General features: G+C 38.2%; 34 protein-coding genes. 16 read left to right on the top strand and 18 right to left on the bottom strand.

All coding sequences use genetic code 11. The features are described 5' to 3' along the window. Nucleotides 1-26: 26 nt before the first annotated feature. From sixA to VB694_RS20400, 6 genes are all read right to left on the bottom strand, one after another. Complete coding sequence (gene sixA / locus VB694_RS20425; RefSeq protein WP_323362168.1) at nucleotides 27-521, bottom strand: phosphohistidine phosphatase SixA; 495 nt, start codon at nucleotides 519-521, stop codon at nucleotides 27-29. Nucleotides 522-781: 260 nt separating this feature from the next. Continuing rightward, nucleotides 782-1213 carry a type II toxin-antitoxin system HicB family antitoxin gene (locus VB694_RS20420; RefSeq protein WP_323362167.1) on the bottom strand — a complete coding sequence of 144 codons (432 nt, stop codon included), beginning with the start codon at nucleotides 1211-1213 and terminating at the stop codon, nucleotides 782-784. 13 nt (nucleotides 1214-1226) lie between these two features. Continuing rightward, entirely contained in the window at nucleotides 1227-1439 is a 213-nt protein-coding gene (locus VB694_RS20415; protein ID WP_323362166.1) for a type II toxin-antitoxin system HicA family toxin, read from the bottom strand. A 55-nt stretch (nucleotides 1440-1494) separates the two neighbouring features. After that, nucleotides 1495-1716, bottom strand: a complete 222-nt coding sequence (locus VB694_RS20410) for a hypothetical protein (RefSeq protein ID WP_323362165.1) — start codon at nucleotides 1714-1716, stop codon at nucleotides 1495-1497. Between the two features lie 406 nt (nucleotides 1717-2122). Continuing rightward, a complete protein-coding gene (locus tag VB694_RS20405; protein WP_323362164.1) occupies nucleotides 2123-3481 on the bottom strand; it encodes a DUF3370 domain-containing protein in 1359 nt (452 codons plus the stop codon). 46 nt (nucleotides 3482-3527) lie between these two features. Continuing rightward, a complete protein-coding gene (locus tag VB694_RS20400) occupies nucleotides 3528-4115 on the bottom strand; it encodes a peptidase C15 (protein ID WP_323362163.1) in 588 nt (195 codons plus the stop codon). A gap of 64 nt (nucleotides 4116-4179) precedes the next feature. On the opposite strand from VB694_RS20400, the gene hisH reads away from it, so the two are divergent. Next, complete coding sequence (gene hisH / locus VB694_RS20395) at nucleotides 4180-4815, top strand: imidazole glycerol phosphate synthase subunit HisH (protein WP_323362162.1); 636 nt, start codon at nucleotides 4180-4182, stop codon at nucleotides 4813-4815. Between the two features lie 80 nt (nucleotides 4816-4895). After that, nucleotides 4896-5453 carry a 16S rRNA (guanine(966)-N(2))-methyltransferase RsmD gene (gene rsmD / locus VB694_RS20390; RefSeq protein ID WP_323362161.1) on the top strand — a complete coding sequence of 186 codons (558 nt, stop codon included), beginning with the start codon at nucleotides 4896-4898 and terminating at the stop codon, nucleotides 5451-5453. Between the two features lie 143 nt (nucleotides 5454-5596). Here rsmD and petG read toward each other — a convergent pair whose 3' ends face one another. Then, complete coding sequence (gene petG, locus VB694_RS20385) at nucleotides 5597-5710, bottom strand: cytochrome b6-f complex subunit V (RefSeq protein ID WP_323362160.1); 114 nt, start codon at nucleotides 5708-5710, stop codon at nucleotides 5597-5599. A 210-nt stretch (nucleotides 5711-5920) separates the two neighbouring features. Between petG and VB694_RS20380 the strand changes: the two genes are divergently transcribed. Both VB694_RS20380 and VB694_RS20375 read left to right on the top strand, forming a co-directional pair. Further along, nucleotides 5921-6295 carry a cytochrome c gene (locus VB694_RS20380; RefSeq protein ID WP_323362159.1) on the top strand — a complete coding sequence of 125 codons (375 nt, stop codon included), beginning with the start codon at nucleotides 5921-5923 and terminating at the stop codon, nucleotides 6293-6295. Nucleotides 6296-6427: 132 nt separating this feature from the next. Continuing rightward, complete coding sequence (locus tag VB694_RS20375; RefSeq protein WP_323362177.1) at nucleotides 6428-6496, top strand: uracil phosphoribosyltransferase; 69 nt, start codon at nucleotides 6428-6430, stop codon at nucleotides 6494-6496. 37 nt (nucleotides 6497-6533) lie between these two features. Here VB694_RS20375 and VB694_RS20370 read toward each other — a convergent pair whose 3' ends face one another. Continuing rightward, nucleotides 6534-7175 carry a Uma2 family endonuclease gene (locus VB694_RS20370; RefSeq protein WP_323362158.1) on the bottom strand — a complete coding sequence of 214 codons (642 nt, stop codon included), beginning with the start codon at nucleotides 7173-7175 and terminating at the stop codon, nucleotides 6534-6536. A gap of 147 nt (nucleotides 7176-7322) precedes the next feature. On the opposite strand from VB694_RS20370, the gene VB694_RS20365 reads away from it, so the two are divergent. The 4 genes from VB694_RS20365 (at nucleotide 7323) to VB694_RS20350 (ending at nucleotide 10175) form a co-directional block, all read left to right on the top strand. Further along, complete coding sequence (locus tag VB694_RS20365; RefSeq protein WP_323362157.1) at nucleotides 7323-8045, top strand: pyridoxine 5'-phosphate synthase; 723 nt, start codon at nucleotides 7323-7325, stop codon at nucleotides 8043-8045. 256 nt (nucleotides 8046-8301) lie between these two features. After that, the gene (locus tag VB694_RS20360; RefSeq protein WP_323362156.1) at nucleotides 8302-9021 is read left to right on the top strand and encodes a SnoaL-like polyketide cyclase; all 720 of its coding nucleotides are present in this window, start codon (nucleotides 8302-8304) and stop codon (nucleotides 9019-9021) included. Between the two features lie 64 nt (nucleotides 9022-9085). Further along, a complete protein-coding gene (locus VB694_RS20355) occupies nucleotides 9086-9415 on the top strand; it encodes an MgPME-cyclase complex family protein (RefSeq protein WP_323362155.1) in 330 nt (109 codons plus the stop codon). 67 nt (nucleotides 9416-9482) lie between these two features. Beyond that, nucleotides 9483-10175, top strand: coding sequence for a hypothetical protein (locus VB694_RS20350; protein WP_323362154.1), 693 nt, complete (start codon nucleotides 9483-9485; stop codon nucleotides 10173-10175). Nucleotides 10176-10265: 90 nt separating this feature from the next. On the opposite strand, the gene VB694_RS20345 is transcribed toward VB694_RS20350, so the two are convergent. The 3 genes from VB694_RS20345 to folD all read right to left on the bottom strand — a co-directional run bounded on the left by VB694_RS20345 (nucleotide 10266) and on the right by folD (nucleotide 12897). Further along, nucleotides 10266-10730 (bottom strand): divergent PAP2 family protein, encoded by a 465-nt coding sequence (locus VB694_RS20345; protein WP_323362153.1) that lies wholly within the window; start codon nucleotides 10728-10730, stop codon nucleotides 10266-10268. A gap of 192 nt (nucleotides 10731-10922) precedes the next feature. Then, the gene (gene crtE / locus VB694_RS20340) at nucleotides 10923-11852 is read right to left on the bottom strand and encodes a geranylgeranyl diphosphate synthase CrtE (RefSeq protein WP_323362152.1); all 930 of its coding nucleotides are present in this window, start codon (nucleotides 11850-11852) and stop codon (nucleotides 10923-10925) included. 166 nt (nucleotides 11853-12018) lie between these two features. Beyond that, nucleotides 12019-12897: a bifunctional methylenetetrahydrofolate dehydrogenase/methenyltetrahydrofolate cyclohydrolase FolD gene (gene folD, locus VB694_RS20335; protein ID WP_323362151.1), complete on the bottom strand. Its 879-nt coding sequence runs from the start codon at nucleotides 12895-12897 to the stop codon at nucleotides 12019-12021. Nucleotides 12898-13098: 201 nt separating this feature from the next. Between folD and VB694_RS20330 the strand changes: the two genes are divergently transcribed. The 5 genes from VB694_RS20330 (at nucleotide 13099) to VB694_RS20310 (ending at nucleotide 17725) form a co-directional block, all read left to right on the top strand. Further along, a complete protein-coding gene (locus VB694_RS20330) occupies nucleotides 13099-13491 on the top strand; it encodes a hypothetical protein (RefSeq protein ID WP_323362150.1) in 393 nt (130 codons plus the stop codon). Nucleotides 13492-13493: 2 nt separating this feature from the next. Beyond that, nucleotides 13494-13943, top strand: coding sequence for an NUDIX hydrolase (locus VB694_RS20325; protein WP_323362149.1), 450 nt, complete (start codon nucleotides 13494-13496; stop codon nucleotides 13941-13943). A gap of 87 nt (nucleotides 13944-14030) precedes the next feature. Then, nucleotides 14031-15128: an AI-2E family transporter gene (locus VB694_RS20320; RefSeq protein WP_323362148.1), complete on the top strand. Its 1098-nt coding sequence runs from the start codon at nucleotides 14031-14033 to the stop codon at nucleotides 15126-15128. A 424-nt stretch (nucleotides 15129-15552) separates the two neighbouring features. Continuing rightward, nucleotides 15553-16083 carry a YdcF family protein gene (locus VB694_RS20315; protein ID WP_323362147.1) on the top strand — a complete coding sequence of 177 codons (531 nt, stop codon included), beginning with the start codon at nucleotides 15553-15555 and terminating at the stop codon, nucleotides 16081-16083. 445 nt (nucleotides 16084-16528) lie between these two features. Further along, entirely contained in the window at nucleotides 16529-17725 is a 1197-nt protein-coding gene (locus tag VB694_RS20310; RefSeq protein WP_323362146.1) for a response regulator, read from the top strand. Nucleotides 17726-17742: 17 nt separating this feature from the next. On the opposite strand, the gene VB694_RS20305 is transcribed toward VB694_RS20310, so the two are convergent. Continuing rightward, the gene (locus VB694_RS20305) at nucleotides 17743-18516 is read right to left on the bottom strand and encodes a class II glutamine amidotransferase (RefSeq protein WP_323362145.1); all 774 of its coding nucleotides are present in this window, start codon (nucleotides 18514-18516) and stop codon (nucleotides 17743-17745) included. Nucleotides 18517-18698: 182 nt separating this feature from the next. On the opposite strand from VB694_RS20305, the gene msrB reads away from it, so the two are divergent. Then, nucleotides 18699-19193, top strand: coding sequence for a peptide-methionine (R)-S-oxide reductase MsrB (gene msrB / locus VB694_RS20300; RefSeq protein WP_323362144.1), 495 nt, complete (start codon nucleotides 18699-18701; stop codon nucleotides 19191-19193). Nucleotides 19194-19384: 191 nt separating this feature from the next. Here the strand turns inward: msrB and VB694_RS20295 are convergent, their stop codons facing one another. The 6 genes from VB694_RS20295 to VB694_RS20270 all read right to left on the bottom strand — a co-directional run bounded on the left by VB694_RS20295 (nucleotide 19385) and on the right by VB694_RS20270 (nucleotide 22448). Then, the gene (locus tag VB694_RS20295; RefSeq protein WP_323362143.1) at nucleotides 19385-19756 is read right to left on the bottom strand and encodes a hypothetical protein; all 372 of its coding nucleotides are present in this window, start codon (nucleotides 19754-19756) and stop codon (nucleotides 19385-19387) included. After that, on the bottom strand, nucleotides 19749-20750 hold the full coding sequence (locus VB694_RS20290) for an LLM class flavin-dependent oxidoreductase (RefSeq protein ID WP_323362142.1): 1002 nt from the start codon (nucleotides 20748-20750) through the stop codon (nucleotides 19749-19751). Before VB694_RS20290 ends, VB694_RS20295 begins: the two co-directional genes overlap by 8 nt. A gap of 13 nt (nucleotides 20751-20763) precedes the next feature. Further along, a complete protein-coding gene (locus VB694_RS20285; RefSeq protein ID WP_323362141.1) occupies nucleotides 20764-21141 on the bottom strand; it encodes a hypothetical protein in 378 nt (125 codons plus the stop codon). A 264-nt stretch (nucleotides 21142-21405) separates the two neighbouring features. Next, the gene (locus VB694_RS20280; RefSeq protein ID WP_323362140.1) at nucleotides 21406-21717 is read right to left on the bottom strand and encodes a hypothetical protein; all 312 of its coding nucleotides are present in this window, start codon (nucleotides 21715-21717) and stop codon (nucleotides 21406-21408) included. Nucleotides 21718-21719: 2 nt separating this feature from the next. Further along, the gene (locus tag VB694_RS20275; RefSeq protein WP_323362139.1) at nucleotides 21720-21983 is read right to left on the bottom strand and encodes a hypothetical protein; all 264 of its coding nucleotides are present in this window, start codon (nucleotides 21981-21983) and stop codon (nucleotides 21720-21722) included. A 36-nt stretch (nucleotides 21984-22019) separates the two neighbouring features. Beyond that, nucleotides 22020-22448 (bottom strand): hypothetical protein, encoded by a 429-nt coding sequence (locus VB694_RS20270; protein ID WP_323362138.1) that lies wholly within the window; start codon nucleotides 22446-22448, stop codon nucleotides 22020-22022. Nucleotides 22449-23434: 986 nt separating this feature from the next. Here VB694_RS20270 and cysK point away from each other — a divergent pair. Next, nucleotides 23435-24376 (top strand): cysteine synthase A, encoded by a 942-nt coding sequence (gene cysK / locus VB694_RS20265; RefSeq protein WP_323362137.1) that lies wholly within the window; start codon nucleotides 23435-23437, stop codon nucleotides 24374-24376. A 127-nt stretch (nucleotides 24377-24503) separates the two neighbouring features. After that, entirely contained in the window at nucleotides 24504-24911 is a 408-nt protein-coding gene (locus VB694_RS20260) for a ChuX/HutX family heme-like substrate-binding protein (protein WP_323362136.1), read from the top strand. Nucleotides 24912-24981: the final 70 nt, after the last annotated feature.

The following is a 24981-nucleotide window of genomic DNA, read 5'->3' as shown; positions in this document are numbered from 1 at the left end:
AATTTATGCGAAAGCTCGAAAAACTGTTATAGCAGGTACTTGGGTGGTGTCAACCAGAACATTTGACTACGACCCAAAGGAGAACCATCATCTGGTAGTTTTATTCCAATCATACCTGCTTTTTTAAGGAGAAGTCGTTCTTTTGCCTCTCCCCATAGGAGAATTTCTGCCCAACTGCTTAAACAGGGTTCATGTCCCACTAATGCGAGTTGGGTTTTTTGAGGATAATTTCTCGGTTCAAACCAGTCTTTTAGCCAATTATGAATATCGCCGTCAAAGGTAAGATGATCTGAGGTTTCTAACTGTGAACTAAGTCCGGCTGCAATGAGTATTTCTGCTGTTTGTTGGGCGCGGACCAGGGGACTGGTAAGGATTAAATCAAAATGAAAATCTAGTTTTACTAATCTTTGGGCTACTTTCTCGGTTTTTTGTCTTCCTTCTGTGGTGAGTTGTCGCGCTTCATCTTTTAAGTCTGGCTGATGTTCTTCGGCAATGCCATGACGAATTAAATACAGTTCCATTTAGCTAAATATGATAATTATTTCATTCTTAAAACTATATACATAATTTCATCATTTATTTGTCAGTATCAGGATTTTCAGGGTTTTATATTTCGTCTGATAGCGTAGCTTGGCGCAAGCCATATCAGGATATCCAGGATTTAAGGATTTTCAGGATATTAATTTGTGAGGATGGGGTTAAGCTAATTGTAGAATAATCTGGGCGATCGCTCTTTTCCCACTCATCAAATTTTAGGAATTATCAAAAAATCACAAATAATCTATAATGCTGTAATTTGTAACTCTATTCTTTTTCCTAATACTGTTAAAGTTTTTTCGATAATAGATAGTTTGATATCGTAGTGAGGATCAAGCATATTTTTTACTTCTTGTTCACCAATATTGAGAATAGAAGCAAGTTGTACTTGAGTCATTTTGTGTTCCCGCATTGCTAAATATAATGCTGCTTTCAGTGCTGTTTGGATAGGAACAGGTACTAAATACTCTCTGTTGTTAGATAATGATGGTTGGGGAATATCTAATTTATCATCAATGCGTAAAGCGATCGCTTCTTCTAAACAATCAGCAGCTTCATTTAATGCTTTTTCTATTGTATCTCCTTGAGTAATTGCTTCTGGTAAATCTGGGAATGTAACGACAAAACCACCATCTTCGTCTTCAGTTAATAATGCTGGATATACAAATCTATTCATAATTATACCCCTATTAAATTTCATCTTCTTCTATTCCTAGTTGATTTAACATTGCTTTGAAAGTTCCTGTTTTTAGCTCATCTTTGGGGTTACGAACTATGGTAAATTTATCACCAAAGTATAATGTTACATGACTTCCTTTACCACGTTTTTGATCAACATAAGCTATAATATTACGCTCCTTGGCTAATTTTTTAACTTTCCTAATAAACTCACTACCTTTCATAAAATTATTGAATAAAAATTTTTAAGCGTCAAGTTGGAAATATCTAAAATATATTTCATAACTCTATGGTGCGGTTATCAAAATCTTGGTCACGTTCTAAATCTAAATCTACTCCAACTAAAGGAGAATTTTGTAATACTTCTATTAGGTTTTTAGATTTAGCTTTGTGTGGCTGATTTTCTATTTGTCTAGTTAAATAATTGATTAATTGTATTTTTTCTTCTCTGGTTAAAGTATCTACTTGTTTGAAGACGTTTTCTAAGGTTAAGTTATTCATGGTTATTTTGTTGATGAGGTTTATTGATATTGTAACATATTTGCAGTTTGTCAGAATCAGGATATCCAGGATTTAAGGATTTACAGGATGGGAGAGAAATTAAAAATTAAAAATCCGCGTTCATCTGCGTTCATCTGCGTTTAGTTATATAAATTCTCTGAATGTTACACTCTCATATCTTCCCATTCAATTTGTACAGTTGTTGCTATTTTTGAAGTGAAAACTCTTGAAACAGCAAAGCGATCGCACTAAACACCAAAGAAAATACTATAATCCTGTAAATCCTTAAATCCTGGACATCCTGATTCAGACAAAAAATGTTTATGGTAGAGTCAGAGACTCTAAAACTGCATTCCCAGTCTCCAGACTGGGAACGAGGACTATCAACTATCAACTATCAACTAAATTACTTCTGCGTCGCAACCGTCAAAACCTGTGGAGGAGAAGCATCAGGAGGATAAAGAAAATCAAATTCCACCAAAGAAGAATCTCCCGGTTTCATATTTAAAGACACCAAAGGTTGACCAGGTTCACCTCTTTTTTGTACCAAATGCACAAATTTAGTCGCCGGTTTACCCTGTTCATTCCGATAACGTACCCGCACAGTTCCCCTAAAGAAAACTTGACGCGCAGGAGTTGTAAAAAACCTTAAACCAGACTTTGTTAACTGGTCTTCTTTGATTGGAGTTTGCAATGATACACTGACAGTTTGCGAAGTTTGAGTATTGTTAGATAAAGGCAATCTGAGACTATATTGAACACCATAATTACCATGTGCAAAATAAGCTGTATCAGGATAACGGACTAACATCGGTGCTGTTTGAATTTGACCAGTACCAAAAGTACCACCATGCAGCGTACTTAAAGCATAGGAAAAAGCTTTACCCGGTTCAGGAATAGTTAAATACCTACTTTTAGGATTATCTACTAAAAGCGATCGCCATTGTGACCCACGGGACACACCCGCAACCCTTCCATAAATTGCAGGTTTACCAGTTTTCTCTATAGGAGTCGGGGTTTTATCTCTCGGTGTCGATAACTCACCATTCTTTAATAAATTTTGCCACTCTGTTAAATTTGGCGCACGTTCACTACCATCAGTGTTGGTCTGTGCAAACATCGCTAAACTAGCAGCATAAACAGTCCCATTACTAAACAGTCGCATATAAGTAGATCGACCATTCAGTGGTGGAGTTAATCCTTGCACGGGAATTGGTAAATTTAATAACATCTGACTTTTCCCTGGAGGAATGACAATTTGAGCCGGGAAAATATTTTGTCGTCTTCCTCTCAATACATCAGACATCACCCGACTACCAGGACCAGCAAACACCGTACCTGAGTCATTGGGAATAAAAGCATCTAATTGAATAAAAGGTGCATCCGGTTGACTTAAATAACTAGCCCCTTGCAATATATTGACTGTTACAGGTTTATTGCCAGGGTTATGTAAAATGATGCCGTGGTAAAGAGAACGTAAATTTTCTGGTGGTTCTGCTTTAGCAACATGATGGGAAAAAATATCAAACCGTCCCCGAAAGGGAAAATTTAAATGTGCAGTTGGTACTTTTTTACCATTTTCTGGAAAAGTAGAAAGTAAAATTCCTTCCTTTAATACCAATTCTGGGCTATTGCTATTAAATACTGGCACACTATCCAACCTACCTGGTAAAGCCCGCACCTCTTGTGGTTGGACAATTTCTTCCGGTGGTGGTGTAGCTGGAGTTGCTTGAGCGAGAGTCAAATTGAGTAATACTGGCAACATAGAAAATTTAAAATTCAAGATTTATTAGTCATTAGTCAATTTAACTTTATGACCCTGTTCCCTGTTCCCTGTTCCCTCTCACCAGTTGATTAATGATTAAAACAAAGTCAGCCAGAATATCCCTTAAATTTTCTTGATGCAAAATTGGGACGTGAACAAAAATACAAGGAATGGAGAGTTGAGATTGACTTAGGTAGTCTAGCACTGAATAATAAAGACCTTCGCACACAAATTTACCACAGTCGTAGCTAATCTCAACTGCCGCTGTCCCAACAATTAATTGTTCAACATTAACAATTGTTTGCAAAGTTGTTGTCCAAGAATTTTCTGGACAATCTCTAGATGCCATAACCGTAGAATGTAAAGACATGATACTGGCAAATACTTCCACACTTAAATTTTTGCGACTAGCAGCCATACCACAACAAATAATATAGTCAGGTTGGAGTTCATTGATTTTGGCAATGACGCTAAAACTGGCAAGATCAACATCTACAGGTAGTCGACGCAGAAAATTTAAATCATGATCGAGACAAGCCATTTTGGCTAGTTCGAGTAACAAATCATCAGCAGAATTTGACTGTTGTTCACTTAGCCAAGTGTCAAAAGAAGTTAATAAGATTTTTTTCTGCATAAAAAATATTATTTAGAATTAGAATATAAATGCCCTCTCTAATAAATTTACAAGGAGCAGGTAAATGCCAGTAATTGCAGTCGTAGATTACGAGATGGGAAATTTGCACTCAGTCTGTAAAGGTTTAGAACAAGCTGGTGCAACTCCTAAAGTAACTTATTCTGCCAAGGAGTTAGAACAAGCAGATGCTGTAGTTTTGCCAGGAGTGGGAGCATTTGATCCCGCTATGCAACACCTGCGCGAGCGTGGTTTGGAACAACCAATAAAAGATGTGATCGCATCTGGTAAACCCTTCTTAGGTATTTGTCTAGGACTGCAAATTTTGTTTGAATCTAGCGCCGAAGGAACTCAACCAGGACTAGGAATTGTGCGCGGAAAAGTAAAACGATTTCGTCCAGAAGCCGGTATTGCTATTCCCCATATGGGTTGGAATCAATTGCAAGTTACTCAACCAAAAAGTATTTTATGGGAACATTTACCCGCTGAACCTTGGGTTTATTTTGTCCATTCCTACTATGTTGAGCCAACTGAACCCCACGTTAGAGCAGCAACAGTGACTCATGGTAGTCAAACTATCACAGCTGCGATCGCCCATGAAAATCTCATGGCGGTTCAATTCCATCCCGAAAAATCCTCTAATATAGGATTGCAAGTTTTATCTAATTTTGTGGCTCAAGTCCGTGAAAAAATCCCCGCTTAATAAAAATTTGCTTTCTTTGTCAGTTGTTAGGGAATAGTGAATAATTTACCAATGACTAATAACTAATGACTAACTAACCAATGAGTCTGAGAATTTACGGGAATCGTCTGTTAAAAACTTTGCCAGGGCAAGATACTAGACCTACCAGTGCCAGAGTACGGGAGGCTGTTTTTAATATTTGGCAAGGAGAAATTGATAATTGTCGCTGGTTAGATTTGTGCGCCGGTAGTGGTTCAATGGGTGCAGAGGCTTTATGTAGGGGAGCGAGCTTAGTAGTAGGAATTGAACAATCAAGTCGAGCCTGTGCCATTATTCAACAAAATTGGCAGCAGGTAGCTAATAATGAGCAAAAATTTCAAATCTGGCGGGGAAATGTACTCCAGCAATTAAAAAAATTATCAGGTCAAAAATTTAACAAAATATATTTTGATCCACCTTATGCCAGTGGTTTATATGAACCTGTTTTAGAAGCGATCGCTCACTATCAAATTTTAGATGCTCACGGGGAAATAGCCGTCGAACATAGTCCTAATTTTACACCCCCAGCCATCCCCAATTGGGAAATCTGCCATCAAAAAATTTATGGCAACACAGCCCTAACTTTTTACAGAACAATAGAATTAGTAGCCAGCGAGTAATGGAGTGCTAGTTTTTATAGTCCCCATCACTCTTAGCCCCCCTTTTTAAGGGGAGCCAGTCGCTTGCGGGGGTTCCCCCCGTTGTGCGAACTGGCGTGGGGTTGGGGGGATCTAACTTATAGCCACATCACAGAGAACCAGTATCAGCCACCCAACTCAGTGGGGCGCTTGTATTGCTGATAGGCAGCATAAAAAAGTCCGCTGAGAGTGACGAAAATCAGACCCAGAACAATACCCGACAGTAGGGGTTCAACCACTGTAAATCTCCTCTTTGCAAATTTTCAAGATTCGTTTCCTGTTTTTGATTTTACCAAATCCCGCATCAATCCAGCACCCTACAACGGTTTTGAAATGTAACGACTATCTAAAAATTTTCATCTGTGCTTGCAGGTACAATCAAGAAATTTTAAGCTATGTGTAGGAAATGATAAAGTTTCTTGTACACCTAGACTGTAAAAGTAAACCTTTTGGATAACCAGCTTACCAGACCTGAAACTTTGATTCAGTGGATCGCTTTGTCAGCTTTGGCGATACTCATCGCCATCCCTTTGACTATTCTGGGTGTTCAGATAGTTCAAGCCTCCGATCCTTACGTCAAAAATGTCTTATCACTAAAAGGCAACCCAGAACAGGGAAAGGCTATCTTTCAAACCAACTGTGCTGTTTGTCACGGTTGGGAAGCTGATGGATTTGTCGGACCTAGCTTAAAAGCTGTCTCCAAGCGCAAATCTCAATATGGCTTGATTAACCAAGTCATTAGTGGTGAAACACCGCCCATGCCCAAATTCCAGCCCAGCACCCAAGAAATGGCAGACCTTTTGAGTTATTTAGAAAGTTTATAATGTTTATTTTTGCAGACGAATGGAATTTTAAAGTCATTCCGGCTGGGTGGTATCCAAAAGAATGAACCTAGCCTAAAATTCAGAAAAATAATCTTCAAGTAAAAATGTATCCACAAGTAAAATGATGACTATTTGCATGAACATGATTATATTATTCCAGGTTTGGGGGATGCAGGCGATCGCTCATTTGGAACAAAATAAGGATACGCAAACTCAAACCCTTGATCCAAATATCCTCTTACTGTAAATTCTCCTTCACCCAAATCCTAAAATTCCGCATCGCCTGACTTCTTCCCATAGTTAAACACTGCCTTACATACTCATTAACTAATTCCACAATTGGAATATTAGGAAAATTAGGACTAGATTGAGATTTTATATATTGCCCATCCTGTAACAAGAAAATTTCTAAACCTTGTTTTTTATATCGCCAAAGTTCAGGAACTCCTAAAATTTGATAATTTTCAAATTGAGTCCGAGAAGTAATATCAATTTCAATAGCTAAATCTGGTGGTGGATCTATATTTAAATCAATGCGATTTTTACCAATTACAGCGGCTTGATTTTGAATATAAAAACTGGTATCTGGTTCTACGGCTTGCCGCATCTTCTCATTTTTCAGAGTTGTAGAACCAAAAGGTTCAAAATCAACATTGAGTATTTCTAACAAGATTTTAACCAAATCACCAACAATCTCTTTATCTTTTTCATGTTCCGGTAAAGGCACCATAATTTCTAACCAACCATTACTATAGGAAATACGTGCAGCACGCCTTTCTCCCATTTCTTCTAAAATATTTTCTAGTTGTTGCCAACTAATATCTTTGAGTAACATTTGTTGGCCTGGATGAACAATAATTTGTTGCAATTCTAACAACATATTGCCTCTGATTAATTCATGATTATTTTTGATTTTATTTTCTACCTGTCACACTGCCCACAATCACAATTTTAACTTAAACATACTCAAAGTCCCGAAATTAGTTAAAATCAACATCTGAAAACAGTGAAGCAGGAGAAACCAGGCGTGCCTACACTCGGTGTAAATATTGACCATATCGCCACCATTCGCCAAGCTAGACGGACAGTAGAACCAGATCCCATCGCCGCAGCGGTATTAGCAGAATTAGCAGGTGCAGATGGCATTACCGTACATTTACGGGAAGATAGAAGACATATTCAAGACAGAGATGTCAGAATTTTAAGGCAAACAGTCAGAACGCACTTAAACTTAGAAATGGCTGCAACTGATGAAATGTTAGCCATAGCCCTTGACATCAAACCCGATTACGTAACTTTAGTTCCTGAAAAGCGCGAAGAAGTAACCACAGAAGGCGGTTTAGATATTGTCGGACAAATTGCTAGAATAGGGGAGATAGTTGAGAAATTGCAAAATTCTGGCATTCCCGTGAGTTTGTTCATTGATGCCGAACCAGCACAAATCGCAGCTTCTGTCAAGGTGCAAGCGAAGTTTATTGAACTGCATACTGGACAATATGCTGAAGCCAAAGATGAAAAAACCAGTCAGCATGAATTAGCTATCTTAGCCCAGGGATGTGAGCAAGCAATTCAAGCCGGGTTACGAGTGAATGCTGGACACGGACTCACATACTGGAATGTTTACCCGGTGGCGGCGCTTCCAGGCATGGAAGAACTGAATATTGGTCATACTATCATCAGTCGGGCGGCCTTGGTAGGAATAGAAAGAGCCGTCCGAGAGATGAAACAAGCAATAATGGGTAATTGGTGATTGGGGATTAGGGATTGGTGATTGGTGATTGGGAAAAATTAACTAATGACTAATGACTAGAACACCGGATTCATTAATCGTAAGGGCGAAGCATTCGGACAGAATATCAATGGTTTCAGCGATAGGTTATCACCCGAATGCTTCGCCCCTACAAGGGAAAAACCGATTACCTAGCATTACTTAATCGACGCTCTAGAGGGGTTGTAGCTGCGTAATCCTCAAAACTTAGAGTTACATTTTTAACCAAAAGACCTCTATGACTGACAAACAGCCTAACAACTTGCCTCTTTGGGTACAAGACCGGGATACAGTGATTGAGTACAGCACTAATGTTGAGTGGCGCTATCAGACACCCCCGGACTATACCCGGTCTAAAGAAAATCTAGCGAAAGAAAGTACCTGTAATCACTTAGAGGGTACACTAGAAGCGATCGTGCAGAATTTAGTGAGAACCTTCGAGATGGAGGTATCTTTCAAAAGTAACCCTCAACAATGGTTATCTGTAGTCAATGATCAGTTTCGCGTCAGTACAAATGGCGGTAAAGAGTTTACATCAGCAGACTTATCTGCCCAAGGTACGTATAATTTATTCATGGCTGATTCTGAACATTACAAAGCTTCAGAAGAAAGTTTTGAATCATCAGCCAAACTCTTTCACAGTACATTTCCTCAAGGTTTTCCTTGGGAAGTGCTAGAAGTTTACTCAGGTCCACCTAATGTTACATTTAAGTGGCGACACTGGGGACATTTCCAAGGTGCATATAAAGACTTTGCACCGACTGGGGAGACAGTAGAAATAATCGGTATGAGTGTAGCTCGTGTCACCGATGATTTAAAGGTTATATCCTTGGAACACTATTTTGACAACAATCTGTTTTTGGCAAAACTGACAGCAGGTGGCAAACTAGCAAATAGTGAAAACAAGGGTGGTAGTTGTCCCTTCAGTTCTTGGTTTAAAGGATTGAAGAAAAGTTAACTGTTCAGGGTACAGCATCCACACTGTACCCTATAAATTATGAGATAGTAACCAAAGGATGAAGATGCAAACATACTATTACGTTTTGGCTAGTCACCACTTTTTAATGGAAGAAGAACCGCTAGAGGAAGTTTTCAAAGAACGTACTCGTAACTATCATGAACAAGAAAAAGAAATAGATTTTTGGTTAGTGAGAAATCCAGCTTTTCTAGAAGCACCGGAAATGGCAGAAAATAAAGCTCAGTGTCCTCAACCTCCGGTAGCAATTATTTCTACTAATTCTCAATTTATTACTTGGTTAAAATTGCGGTTAGAATATGTCATTACTGGAAAATTTCAGGCTCCTTCGGCAACAATTTCTGATGCTTTGGCATCTTTAACAACTGTGTCTTAAAGTAGTATCTGTGTAAGCATTGGGGTTGATTCCTTAATGCTTACAAACATTCAATATTAGGTAGCCAATGTTTTTACCAAAAGTTCATTTTTTACCAAGTGCTTTATTATTAGCGATAGCTCCTATAATTGCTGGCATTAGTCCTGTTTTCTCTCAACCAGCCCTTCCTGTGTGTCAACCGCCAAATGCAGGGGAGTATCTGTTATTAGTTGTTAGTCCTACAGTTAATAATCAACAACAGTTACGTAGTGCTTTGCCGTCTGATCTAAAAACCGTTACCTGTAAATATCTGAATGAAACAGTAACGCGGATTGGTGGATTTAACAAGATTGATGATGCCAACCGCTGGGCAAAATATGTTAACAATATTGTCGGCTTATCTGCTATTATCACGACTCGACCAACAACACCGATAACACCGACAGTAGCAACAGCAGCAACAGTCACACCAGCAATAATTCCATCAGCAAATTTGCCAACTCAGAGAGTCAGCTATAATCCCAGAGTCTTGGGAGAAGGTTTTGCTGTGTTAGTAGATTATTTCAACCGCCCGGAACTAGCAAATAGTGTCCAAAAAGCAGTAGGAGGGAATGTAGGTCTTGTTTCCTATGGACAACGCCCTTATTTATTGGCTGTTTATACAACCAACCAAACAGAAGCATATAGGACATTGCAAAAACTGAATGAGAGTGGTTTTTTTGCCCTCTTAGCAGATGGTCAAAAAGTCATGTTACTGCGTTCAGTTGTCACAGTAAGGTAATTGGTAATTGGTAATTGTAATTATTTCTCCCCTATTCCCTCTTCCCTCTTCCCTTCTTACTGTCACCTCTCACCTGTCACCTGTCAACTGTCACCTTACAAAATAAGCGGCTCTAGCTAACCAAGAAATGGTGACACCTAAAGCCGAACCAACTATGACTTGAACTGGTGTATGTCCAAGTAGTTCCTTGAGACGGTCTTGGAAAAAGTCTGGTTTTTCATGAAATAATTCATCAATCATTTGATTGAGTATCCGCGCTTGCTTACCAGCGGCTTGGCGCACTCCAGCTGCGTCATACATAACAATAATGGCAAAAACCGCAGCTACAGCAAAATCAGGAGATGCCCAACCGATAGTCTGCCCAACACCAGCTGCTAAAGCTGTTACTAAGGCTGAATGGGCGCTGGGCATACCTCCGGTAGTCACTAAAACACGCACATCCAGTTTACGATGTTTGATGATTTCAACGATGAGTTTTAATCCTTGAGCTACAAAACAAGCTACAAGAGCAACCAGCAGCACCCGGTTGTTGAGAATGTCGCCTATGTCCTGCATGGTTTTTAGTTACGTAATGAAATATGAGCAGTGGTTGTGTGTCGAGGAACAGTTTTTTTACACCAGCAGTCAGTATTGAAACCATTTTGGTGCATGATTTGGTGACTAAATTTTGTACTCAAGATTTTAAATTTGAGATTGTTTAATCCAAAATCCAAAATCCAAAATCCAAAATTCTTCTGCCTTGTGACGCTAGTGATTACGATTGATGATAAAGTGAGCGATCGCTTGCAGAGGGACTGCTTTTTCTCCAAAGCTTTCTAGTTCTGCACAAGCTTGGTCAACCAGTTCTTTGGCTTTGGTGCGTGATTCTTCAATTCCCCACAAGCTGGGATAGGTGACTTTCTCGGCTTTCAGGTCTTTACCTGCGGTTTTGCCTAGTTGCTCTTGGGTAGCGGTGATATCGAGAATATCATCAATGATTTGAAATGCTAAACCAATGTTTTGAGAATAACGAGTTAATTTTTGTACATCTTCTAGAGATGCGCCGGCGATAATTCCCCCGCACACTACACAAGCTTCTAAGAGAGCGGCTGTTTTGTGGTTATGAATAAAATTCAAAGTTTCTAGAGAAGTATCCGATTTACCTTCCGATTCTAAATCTACCACTTGACCGCCTACTAAACCAGCAGCCCCCAGTGCCTGAGCCAGACGAGCAATGACTTGTAAAGTTCTTTCTATGGGTACGTTTTGAGGGGTTTTAGTAGCTACAAACTCAAATGCTAAAGCTAACAAGCCATCTCCTGCCAAAATGGCGATATCTTCGCCATAGACTTTGTGATTTGTCAACTTACCACGACGATAATCGTCATTATCCATTGCTGGTAAGTCATCATGAATCAAGGACATGGTATGGAGCATTTCCACAGCACAAGCTGTTGCCATAGCCATGTCCACAGTGCCACCAATCATTTCACAGGTAGCAAGGCAGAGAATCGGGCGGACACGCTTACCTCCTGCTAAAAGTGAGTAGCGCATAGCTTCGTAAATCTTTTCTGGATAAATGATAGGAATTGATTGATCCAAAGAGGTATCACAAAGCTTTTGTCGTTCGTTGAGATAGGCAGCGAGGTTAAACTGGGCTGGCTCTGATGTCTTTTGAAAGTTATCTGTTGCTACCATGCTTACATTCCTAAAATTTTCGGTTTATGGTGATATGTGTGACAATTTTACGTTGCTCTGGTGCTTCAATTTTAGATTTTAGATTTTAGTGTGATTCCCAAGTTAAAACTAGGGAAATTGCCCAAAAAATCTCAAATCTTCACAGTTAATGCGGAATTACCACTGCTTAATTCCTGGTTGTCTGCAAATAGCTAGAAACTGTATTTTGCAATAACATGGCCACTGTCATTGGACCAATACCACCGGGAACTGGGGTAATATATTCTGCCACACTAGCAGTTGCAGCAAAATCAATATCGCCGATTAAACGACTTTTGCCACTGCTATCAGTAACGCGATTTATCCCCACATCTATCACAACAGCGCCGGGTTTCACCATCTGGGCAGTGATTAATCCCGGAATACCTGCTGCTGCAATGAGAATATCAGCATTTTGGGTGATGGTCTTGAGGTCTTGGGTGCGCGAGTGGGCAATAGTGACTGTAGCATCAGCTTCTAACAGCATCAATGCCATGGGCTTACCAACTAAAATACTGCGTCCTACCACTACTGCTTGTTTTCCCACCAGGGGAATTTTATATTCTTCTAGTAGTCGCATGACACCGGCTGGTGTGCAACTGCGTAAACCTGTTTCACCCCGCACCAGTTTTCCTAAATTGATTGGGTGGAGTCCATCAGCGTCTTTATCAGGTGCAATTTTATGTAAAAGGCTTATTGCATCTAAATGTTTAGGTAAGGGCAACTGTACCAGAATCCCATCTACTTGTTCATCTTGGTTAAGTTCCGCAATCACTTCCTCTAGTACAGTTTGGCTGGTTTGAGTGGGAAAATGTTGACCAAAAGATGCTATTCCCACTTTAGCGCCAGCTTTTTCTTTATTTTTAACATAAGCTGCGGATGCAGGGTTATCACCAACCATCAACACTGCTAAACCAGGAGGTCGTCCAATTTTTGGTTGTAATTCGGCGATGGTAGTAGCTAATTCTTGCTGAATTGTAGCGGCTAACGCTTTACCATCAAGTATTTTGGCAGTTTGTGTTTCCATTATTAGTTGTCAATTGTATTTTGATAATGACTAACGACCAATGACTATTTTCTCAGATTAGCTGCGCCAACAGAAGCATAAACAATAAAAGGATCATCTCAACCCTTTTTTTTGTCAGCACAACATAGTATGAATGGAAACTTGAGGAAACTAGTCATAAGGTAGGGATTAATGCAAAAATTTTCTCAGTTGCTTGTGTTTATGCAACAAACAAAACTTTCTTCTTTGAGGTTTTTTGATCAGGGATTAACCTTTTTTCTGGTAGTGGGACTTTGTAGTTGTGCTAACGGGAAACCTGCTGAATTGAATTTACAAAATCTGAGGATTGGCGCTAATGTTACACAGATTCGGGACATTAAGCCAGCACAGGATAATCAGGCTACGGTTTATATCCAAGGAAAGGTAGAAAAACACGCTCCTTTCATTAAGCTGCAAGCATATCAAATTGCTGATGCAACTGGCAAAATCTGGGTTGTAACCAATCAAAGTAATTTGAAAGTCGGACAAGATGTAGTATTGAAGGGTAAAGTAAAATACAAAAGTATTCCCTTGTCTGGGCAAGATTACGGGGAAATTTATTTAGAAGAAGAGTAATTATGAATCATCAATTACCACAAGTAGCTATCGCTATTCTCTATCAAAACAACAAATATCTGATGCAGCTACGGGACAATATCCCCAATATAGCTGCGGCTGGTTGCTGGGGATTCTTTGGTGGACATTTAGAACCAGGTGAAACCCCAGAAACAGCACTTGTCAGGGAAGTTATTGAAGAAATTGGTTATGAATTACCATCTTTTACAAAATTTGGACTTTATCCCGATGAGAGAGTTATTCGTCATGTTTTTCAAGCACCATTATTAGTAGGATTAGAACAACTGGTTTTAAATGAAGGTTGGGACATGGGATTATTAACACGGGAAGATATTCAACGGGGTAGTTGTTATTCTGCTATAGCTGGAGAATTTAGACCTTTAGGAATTCCCCATCAACAGATTATGCTTGATTTTATCAATCAAGAATTCAGAGTCCAAAATTCAGCATAAATTCTGTAAACATGACAAATTGATCCGTTTTAATTCTTGTAATTTAAAACAGACATTATCAACTAATAAATCTAATGGATATATCCTATGCAAATCACAAATAAACTACCTCGCTGGTTAAGCGTAGGTTTAGCTTTTCCTATTATCATTCTCAATGGATGGTTATTAATTCAGGTTGTCAAATATTTTCAACCTTTGGTAAGCGTTATTTCTGTCGCCATCTTGTTATCTTTTGTTTTAGATTACCCCATTAAATTTTTTCATAAACGCGGAGTACCACGGAATTTAGCTATTGTGGGAGTTTTACTATTAGCAATAGTAATTTTGGGGGCTGTAGGTGTAATTTTAGTACCTTTAATTTTTCAACAACTAAATGAATTAGTTAATATTCTTCCAGTGTGGATAGATTCGGGAACTCAACAATTACAAGCTTTTTTGAATTGGGCTGCTACACAACAAGATTTACCTGTAAATATTAGTGGTTTAGCTACCCAGTTATTAGAAAAAATATCCAATCAATTTCAATCTTTTACTGGTAAAATTCTAGGTTTAGCCTTTGATACAATTGGGTTTTTAGTTAATTTATTACTAGCGATTGTTTTAACCATTTATTTAATTTTAAATGGTGAAAAGTTATGGAATGGAATTTATCAATGGTTTCCCGCACATATTAGTACAAAAGTCAGAACATCACTTAAAGAAGATTTCCAAAATTATTTTATCGGTCAAGCGGTATTAGGATCTATTTTAGCTGTAACAGTAACATTAGCATTTGTGGCTTTAAGAATTCCTTTGGCTTTACTTTTTGGTATAGGAATTGGTTTTTTCTCTCTGTTCCCGTTTGGAACTGGGATAGGTATTGGTATTGTGAGTTTATTAGTGACATTAGAAAACTTTTGGGAAGGGGTAGAAGTTGCAGCAATAGCGGTAACAATTGACCAAATTAATTCTAATCTTGTTGCACCAAGACTGTTAGGAAATTTAACTGGTTTAAATCCTGTTTGGGTGGTAATTTCTTTGTTAATTGGTGCAAAATTAGGAGGTGTTTTGGGTTTGTTGGTGGCTATTCCTATCGCTAGTTTTATTAAGGATATTGCTGATAGTTGGCGGGCGGGTGACTTGAAGAAGATTGAGGATGTAGATGGTAGTGTAAATGAAATGCAGAAAAGTGTAGAGGTAAGCTGAGGTTTGTTTTAGGGTAAGGTAGAATATAAATATGACTTACTTGTTTTTGTAATCTGTTTGTGAGTAACCCTAAAACCACGCTAAACCAATACTTTCATACCTTCTATTGCGTTTACGTCGCACCAGTCCCGTATGTTTACTTCAATTTCAGTGGCAAAATTTATAAATAAATAATAGTATTTAATGGGTCTGAACCCCTATGATAGATTTTCTAATCATAGGTTATGATAGTGCATCGAATCGAGTCATCATAGTTATAACTTGGTTAAATGCGTTTCCACATCAAAGTCAACCAAATCCTTATTTGGGTAAACTTTGCTTAATCTCGCTATTCTACATAATATTTAGATAAAGTCCTGATTTTCGCAAATACACTTAGACAGCCTTGAATAAGTTATTGTTTAGAGGTAAATCTTTGCGGGTTATGTCTTTTATCCTCCCGCTGTTAGTTTGGTGGGGATACAAAGAAATACAAAACCAATTTGTACATCCACAAGCCGTGTTGGTTTTGGGTGGTTCGACTAGAAGTTTAGAAAGGGAAAAGTTTACAGCAGATTTTGCTAAAAAGCATCCAAATATACCAATATGGATCACTGGCGGTAGTCCGCCTAGTTATACAAAAAAAGTATTTACTAAAGCTGGAATTGATCCCCGTCGTTTATATTTAGATTATGAAGCCGTGGATACAGTCACTAATTTTACTACATTAGTAGATGATTTACGATCTCGCGGCATCAAAAGCGTTTATTTAATTACTTCTGATTTTCATATGCGCCGCGCTTGTGTGATTGGCGAAATTGTTTTGGGTAGTCGGGGGATTGAGTTTAAAGCTGTATCTGTTCCCTCAAAAATCTCACCAGAACCTATCGAAAAATCTATCCGCGATGGGGCTAGGGCTATATTATGGGTAGCGACTGGTTATACAGGAGCGGAACAAGCTAAAAATAAACGCTAAACTCTGTTCCTCATTAACTCTCCCACTTCAAAAACCAACAAGGAGGCTGAGAATTTGTTCAAGAATTCTTCTCCTCTACAGTTAAATTTTGTTTTTTTATGTGACAAAGATCACATTATTAAGGTCTGTAGATCGTATCTTAACTTAAAAATTTCCTCTAAGCTACATCTACAGATTAGAACCAAGTTAATTTTTCTAGGAAAGTTACGAGTTTATACGGAGAAAAAAATGTTAACGAAACTTATTATATATGTCATAATTCAAACTAATGTCTCATGCAGCTATTCCAAGTTGCTAAGACAATAAATTAACAGCAGAATATGGCTTACGCCACGCTACGCTATCAGGAGTTAGTAGTGGTTTATTTAGCAGAGCAATCTTATTAAGGCTAAGTGTTACTATCGAATTCGTCACAATCACATTGTTTAATCTGGCTGAAAAATATATGAACAATTCTCAACCCATAGAATCAAATGAACTATTGAAAGATTTTAATATTTGCACCCAATTAAAATACACTGGACAGCTAAAGGTTAGGGATTCCCAAGGAAGAAGTTGGAATTTTTATTATCAACTTGGACAAATAGTATGGGCGACCGGTGGAACACATCCCTACCGTCGATGGCTAAGATATATTGCTCAACATTGTCCCGATTTGGATACTAATAGTATTGAGTATCGGGCTGAAGATATATTGGTAGATGCTTGGGATTATCGGCTATTAGAGAATTTATATGCAACTCAGAAAATCACTCAAGAGCAGATTACGCATATTGCTGAAAGTACGATAGCAGAGCTTTTATTTGATATAGCTCAGCAAACGAAATTATCATCTTTGAGTGTTGACAGGAATCAACAACTGATCTTAAAATCGCCTCTGACTGCTACAAATGGGAATATTTTTCTCAAACAAATGCAAGAATTTTGGCACAACTGGAAAGAAGCTGGTTTAGTAGATTTTTCTCCTTATTTAGCGCCAGTATTGCGGAAACCAGATCAACTTCAACGGCGAGTCAGTCCAGTGGTTTACAAAAATTTGGAGAGATTAATCAATGGTAAATATACTCTCTGGGATTTAGCGGCGAAAATGAAACAGAATGTTTTATCAATCACTCGTTCATTGCTGCTTTATATTCAACAAGGAATTGTGGATTTGATAGAAGTACCTGATTTACGAATACCAACAAATCAGGTTAATAAAATTTATCCGGTTACAGAAATAAAGAGGGAAAATCCGCCGCTGATAGTTTGTGTGGATGATAGCATTCAAGTTTGTAAAATGCTAGAGCGAATTATAACTTCCCATGGTATGAGATTTATTGGCATTCAAAATCCTGTACAGGCTTTACCAATGTTGATTGAGAATAAGCCAGACTTGATTTTTTTGGATTTGATGATGCCAGTTGTTAATGGTTATGAAGTTTGTAATCAATTACGACGCATTTCTTGCTTTGCTAAGACTCCAGTGGTGATATTAACTGGTAGTGATGGTGTTTTTGATAGAGTTAGGTCTAAGGTCTTTGGAGCTACAGAATTTGTTACCAAACCTGTAGACAAAAATAAGATCATAGCCATAGTTGATAAATATTTACAACCTGCATCCCAAGTTGATAATCTGTCTAATTTGGCATTTTCTTATTAAAGTGTATTGGCAATCAATTACTCAAATTTGATGGGTAAACCATCCTGAAAAATGAGTATTTCCCCTGGTTGAATTTGTGTCCAAACCTCGTTATCTGTTAGGGGAGTAGTAGCAATGACAGCAACGCGATCGCTGGGTGTGGTTAATTCACTAAAATCTACCGTCATTTCTTCATCTATCAGGTGTGCTGCGGCAAAGGGCGCTTGTCGAATAATGTAACAAAGTTTGGTGGAGCAGTGGGTAAAAAAATGTTCTCCATCAGATAGCAAGTAGTTAAAAATACCTACAGAATTTAATTCCGCCGTGATTTCACTCAAGACAGGGTAAAGTAAGTGTAAAGGCGGTTTACCTTCAGGAAAGTTATTTCGCAGGGTATTGAGAATCAAGCAAAAGGCTTTTTCGCTATCTGTGTCACCCACAGGTTGAAAAACGCCATGATTTTCAGGATGAAAGTCTGGTAAATTACCGTTATGGGCAAATACCCAATATCTACCCCAAAGTTCGCGACGGAAAGGATGACAGTTTTCTAGGGCAATTTTACCTTGGGTAGCTTTGCGAATATGGGCAATAACGTGGGTCGAATGGATGGGATAGCGTCGGACTAATTCTGCTAGAGGTGAATCAATGGAGGGTTTGGCATCTAAAAAAATCCGGCATCCTTTACCTTCAAAGAAAGTAATCCCCCAACCATCCCTATGTTCGTCGGTTTTTCCTCCTCTGGCTGAAAACCCTTCAAAGGAAAAGCAAATATCAGTGGGTACATTGCAGTTCATTCCTAGCAGTTGACACATTAGTGTTGTCGCTCTGAATTTTCAATAGATGTTTTTTGATGAAGATACTTCAGAATAGCTGATCTGTGCTGATGCGAACGCTGCAATCTGCAAATTTAAATTTGTTATGTAATTTTAATCAGTTTATCAGGATTTTCTCAGAGCGATCGCTGAGGATAAGAAAAATAGCAAATAATAGATATATGGATAAACGCCATTTTTTACAGATAAGTGCCGTATTAGTTGGCACAGCCTTTTTTTCACGTTATATCAGTGGGAGTTCAGAAACTATGGCAGCTGCGGATACTAAATTTGAAGTTACTAAACCAGAAGACGAATGGAAATCAATTTTGACACCAGAACAGTTTCAGGTGCTGCGGAAACATGGCACAGAACGCTCACACACTAGCCCCCTGGATAAAACTTATGACCCAGGTACGTATGTGTGTGCTGGGTGTGGACAGGCTTTGTTTACCTCAGAGACCAAGTTTAACAGTGGTACTGGCTGGCCAAGCTTTTTTAAACCTATTGATGGAGCGATCGCTACTACTGTGGACCGTTCTTTGTTTATGACTAGAACTGAGGTTCATTGTAGCCGTTGCGGTGGACATTTAGGCCATGTTTTTAATGATGGTCCAAAACCTACCGGCTTACGTTACTGTATGAACGGTGTTTCATTGCAGTTTGAGCCAGCGTAAATTGATGGGGAGGTGACTGGGGACTGGGGACTGGGGACTGGTGACTGGTGACTGGGGACTGGTGACTGGGGAAACAGGAAACAGGAAACAGGAAACAGGAAACAGGAAACAGGAAACAGGAAACAGGAAATATTTATCTTTCTCCTGACTCCTGACTCCTGACTCCTGACTCCTGACTCCTGAATTCTTATTTATAACCAATCACGATAAGCGGAGATTTCCTGCACGCCAATTTCAAAGGGCATTCCTTTACCAAAAGGCGGATAAACTCGAATTCTCGCGTTTGTGGTCAAGCGTTCTAACCTATTACCTAATTGGGGAATATTGCTGACTATATGCCAATAAGATACTATGTCAGGAGCATCAATAATTAACATCATGGTACTACCATTTCTGGTCATGTACCAATGACAGTCAGATAGCAAGACTTGGGTAATGCGATCGCAAGCATAATAGAAACATCTGCCCATAGACTGCTCTAGTTCCATCTGTAGCATTCCATCCTGTTTTGTCACCTCTACAGGAGGTAAATCATCAGGAGGAAGCAGTGGAAGTTTAGACATAATTTCGCACCTCTTGATTGTAACGCTGCAAACTCTCAATATTTTTTTGCAGAGATAAAGATGAGGGTTTGAGTGCTATTGTACCGAGATTTAATTCGTCCTGGAATTTCTTGATTTGGTCGCGACAGGTTTGGACATCCCCAATAATTGAATTCTCCAGCAAATAGTCTTCCTCAAAACAGATATTTGTTTGATCATAAGGTTTTTGGGGATGGGGACTATTCTGCATTAATTGAGTAGAATTAGCTGTCATTTTCTGGCTAAATTTACGGATGAAAGGTAAAGCTTCACTCACCGCTTCATCATAAGTTTTAGCTACAAAAAAGAACCGCGCTAACAGGAATTTATCTGCACCACTATTATTTAATTCTCGATATTTGCTGACCGTGTTTTTCAATCTTGTCAGGGAAAAAGGTGGACCTCCCATCAAGCTGAAGGAGTTGTCAGCAGCATATCTAATTGCATCATCATCACCACTGGCGATATAGACAGGAACTGGTTTTTGTAGTGGTTGGGGATAAACGGTTAAGTTGGCGCATTGATAGAATTGCCCCTTAAATGATACATCAGTTTCATATAAAAGCCTTTGAATCAATGCGATCGCTTCCAGCATCCTGATACGAGATTCTGGCATCAAAACGCCAAAATGCTGATTTTGTTCAGGAAAAGGACCACCTTTAGCTATCCCAAAAGCCAATCTACCACTACAAAGATTATCCAATGTCGCAATATCTTCCGCTACCCGAATGGGGTTGTGAAACGGCAATAATACCGCCCCTGTTCCTAAGCGAATAGTGGAAGTAACACCCGCCAAATGTGCCACTAATAGCAACATTGACGGGCTAAGATTGGATTCACTAAAATGATGCTCACTTATCCAGGCTTCTTCAAAACCTAAATTTTCCGCCTGTTTCACCAGTAAAACTTGTTCAAAAATGGCGCGACGAGCATCTTGATGATGATTTTCGTAATTGCAGAAAAGTCCTGTTTTCATTTTTGGCTATATTCTAAGCTGCCACTAAATGCAACTCCAACCATAAGCGGGGTTCAGACTGCTTGAGCTTGGAAAATGGGTCGCGCAGCAATCGTTTGGCATTCATGCAAACTACCTGAATGAGTCCCATATTGTCTGCAACTTCCCTCAATATTGCCTTTTGCGCTTTCACTAATGGCATTATTTCGTCAGCACAATAAATGCCTATATATTGAAAGCGTTTGGCAGGTCGTCCCCAAAAGGAGGTAATAACTTTCACATGGCACTTTGCCAATATTTCCCCAGTTTGAGGATAATAATGGGTGACAATCCTTGTGAATTCTTGAGCTAGGATATCTTCAGCAATCATTTGACTGATATTTCTGTAGCGTCCATAACTACTCTTTATCATAACATAAACGTGTCAAACAAACCTGACAAAATGCAAATTTTATCTAAAAAAGATTAATTTTTTAGCAAGAAAATAACTATTCCCTGATTGACAAATTAAAAAATATAAAAAAATATAAAAAAATTATAAAAAGGGGTGTACTCTGATAAAGTATCACCCCTAAATAATGACCATCTATAATGATTCAAAGTTGTTTAACTTTATGTAAGTATTCAGATTCAAGCTAATTGCTGATAGCTGACTGCTGAATACTGACAACTTTACTTATCGGGAATTGCGTTCAGCGACTAAAACATCAGCAATGATGCCTGGTAAATTTTTCAAATCCATATATCCTTCAGCACCAGAAATAGGAGAGATAAATGTATAGTTAGGGTCACAAGCTCCTGTATCGTAGACTTGAATAAACCACGTATCAGGAAAACCTTCAACACCTAATTCCACAATATACCAACATTCACCTGTTAACCGAGAGTTAACAATAGTAAACCAATCTCTGTAATCTTCCGAGATGTTCCAATCTGCTAAGAGAAACTCTAAAGCTACTTTTCCAGCATCAGTTGAAGTCAATAGCATTATTACTCCTGAGTGGCAACCTCATTAGAAACTTCAGGATATAAACCCAGTTGTTTAGCTAATTCCCGTGCTATAAAAAATAAAAACTGAGCGCCATCTTGATTACCTTCATGGGCAAACATAGTCGCAACTTGCAGCATTGTATGAATAAAACCAGAATCAATTAATTCCGGTTGAGATTCTAAAACTTCCGGTTCTTGACCATTAGGACATTTGAGCAATTCATCAATCAAATTAAAATACTGAGTTTGGCGTTCTTCTGACATGATAATTTAGTTTATGGTGAATAAGAAACCTGAAAATTATTGTTCGATGCTTTGTTGCCAAAGCCTTTCTAACATTTCTACTTGTGCTTTTAAAACAGCAGCACGATACACAAGATATCTATCGTAACCAATAATCCAGAAGCCGATACCAATAGGTGTAGCTAAAACCAACCATTGCAAAATTGCGGCAATTTTATATTGTTTAGCTAGAATTTGCACTTGTACAAAAAAATTATGTTGAGATAATTTTTTGCTGGTTGGAGATGGAAGAGTATTGATACTCTGTGGTTGAAGAGATAAAGAGTCAGAACCTTTATTAATTTTGGTGATTTGACAGGATAAATTCTGTGTCCTAACTAACTCTATATGTCGTCCCCAAATTAAATTAAAGACTATTATTCCTGGAGAAAGCACAGCTAAAGTAACCAAACCAACGGTCAGCACATTTAAAATTTTTAATTTCATCTTCGCTCTCCCCTTGCTAGGTGACAATTACCCAGTAAGAAAATGTATTTTATGGTTTATTGCTGCACCTTTCTATTGCCTTTTCTCAAACAGCTATCAAATTTTAGATTTAATTTAATAATTTCAGATTCTAAATATACATTTGGTAGATAATACCTAATATTTTCAATCTTTGTGTGAATCTAAAACTTAGAATCTAAAACTGACAGGTTTATGAGTTAGAACTGTATGTGCAAACTACTCATAAATTATTAGTAAGCAATTGAAAATTAAAAATCCCAAATATACTCTCCAAAATGCACTCCAATTAGTAATCAGTAATACCGACAGATTTGTTCGCTTGTGAATAGAGATTACCATTGAGTTAGAGTTAAGAAGTCCCCCCTAGTTCTCCAGACTTGCATCTAGGAATTTCGGGGGGTAGAGGGGAATCTCTGCGTAAATCCTATATCGTTTATATCAGCCACCTCTACACAACCCACTTTACCCCACCGGAATTGAAATTATTAAAATCATTAAAAGACTACTCAAAGTCTGTAAGTCTTATCTAGTAAGAATTATAAAATTTTTTTGGGGTAGAGGTGCTAGTGTTTTTGATGGGGGGTACTAGCATTTATCAGGAGGGGTGCGGGGATTTTTGTACTCAACCTCAAAGCTTGATAAGCTAATGTTTCGAGAATATTAAGAGATGATTTTTGCTGGAAAAACTTGTACTCAAATAATAGTATATCATGACAAAGTGGAACTGAATTAAAAATAAACTAAATAAATAAAAAAAGCAATTAAAATTTGGCGCTTATGTTATTTTATCTTGATAAAATTATGAGTCAGGATAATTTCTTCCTATCTTCTAAACTTGAACAGGCAGCGGTAGAAAGGGATATATATTTAGCTAAATGTTCTTCAGATACACATTAAATGACTACAAATCTAGTATGATTAACAAAGGCTGATAATGACTATTTTATAATTCTAGGAGTTAATAAATGCGAATTGCTAACGACGTAACAGAACTTATTGGCAGAACCCCCTTGGTGCAACTAAACAAAATTCCTCAAGCTGAGGGAGTAGTAGCTAGAATAGTTGTCAAGTTAGAAAGTATGAACCCTGCGGCTTCTGTAAAAGATAGAATTGGTCTAAGCATGATACTTTCAGCAGAAGCAGATGGTTTAATTACACCAGGAAAAACTATTTTAGTTGAACCGACTTCAGGAAATACGGGTATAGCTTTAGCGATGGTAGCAGCTGCCAGAGGTTACAAATTAATATTAACCATGCCAGAAACAATGAGCCAAGAAAGACGCGCAATGTTGCGGGCTTATGGTGCTAATCTAGAGTTAACACCTGGTGTGGAAGGAATGAGAGGAGCAATTAATAAAGCAGAAGAAATTGCTGCAAATACTCCCAATGCTTTGATGTTGCAACAATTCCGTAACCCAGCTAATCCGAAAATTCATCGAGAAACCACTGCTGAAGAAATTTGGACTGACACAGATGGTGAAATTGATATATTAATTGCTGGGGTAGGTACTGGGGGAACTATTACTGGAATTGCGGAAGTTATTAAACAAAGAAAACCGAGTTTTCAAGTTATTGCTGTAGAACCTAGCAACAGTCCGATTCTATCAGGTGGTAAACCTGGGTCTCATAAAATTCAAGGTATTGGTGCGGGATTTATTCCTGATGTTTTGCGTCAAGATTTAATTGATGAAGTCGTTCAAGTTGATGACACAGCAGCAATGGAATATGGCCGCAGATTAGCTAGAGAAGAAGGTTTATTATCAGGTATATCTTCCGGTGCAGCTTTGTGTGCAGCTATTCAAGTGGGTAAACGTCCAGAAAATGCAGGTAAATTAATTATCATGATTCAACCTTCTTTTGGGGAACGTTATTTGAGTACAGCTATGTTTCAAGAATTGATGAGTTAATTTGCTGGTAAATATTAATTTTAGTTTGGGTTGATGCGATTTTCAGGGTTTAAAGATTTCATGTAATCATTCATCCTGTTCATCCTTGATTGATTTCTTTTCCTTTGTGGTAATTTACATTAAGTTCATGAATACAACATTGAAAGAATTTTTAGAAGCTTGCGAAAATTTAGGAACCGTGCGTTTAATTGTTACTAGTAGCGCGGCTGTGTTAGAAGCACGGGGAAAAATAGAAAAGTTATTTTATGCAGAATTACTGAAAGGAAAATATGCAAATTTGCATTCTGAAGGATTTGAATTTCACTTAAATATGGATAAAATAACGCAGGTGAAATTTGAAGCAGGTGAAGCTAAAAGAGGCAATTTTAAAACCTATGCTATTCGGTTGTTAGATGAACAGAAAGAACCTGCTTTAAGCATATTTTTACAATGGGGTAAACCCGGAGAATATGAACCAGGACAAGTAGAAACTTGGCTGGCTTTACGGGAAAAACACGGTGAAATTTGGCAACCTTTACCGATTGAAACTTTGTAATTTTGAAAGCTTTATATCCCTGACTTATTGAAAAGTTCGGGGATATTTTATGAATATAGGACTAAAGCTG

The sequence above is a fragment of the Anabaena sp. UHCC 0451 genome (genome assembly GCF_034931405.1).
Classification (GTDB): Bacteria; Cyanobacteriota; Cyanobacteriia; order Cyanobacteriales; family Nostocaceae; genus RDYJ01.
The sequence above is the reverse complement of the archived record's forward strand: the minus strand, read 5'-3'. Positions and strand labels throughout refer to the sequence as shown.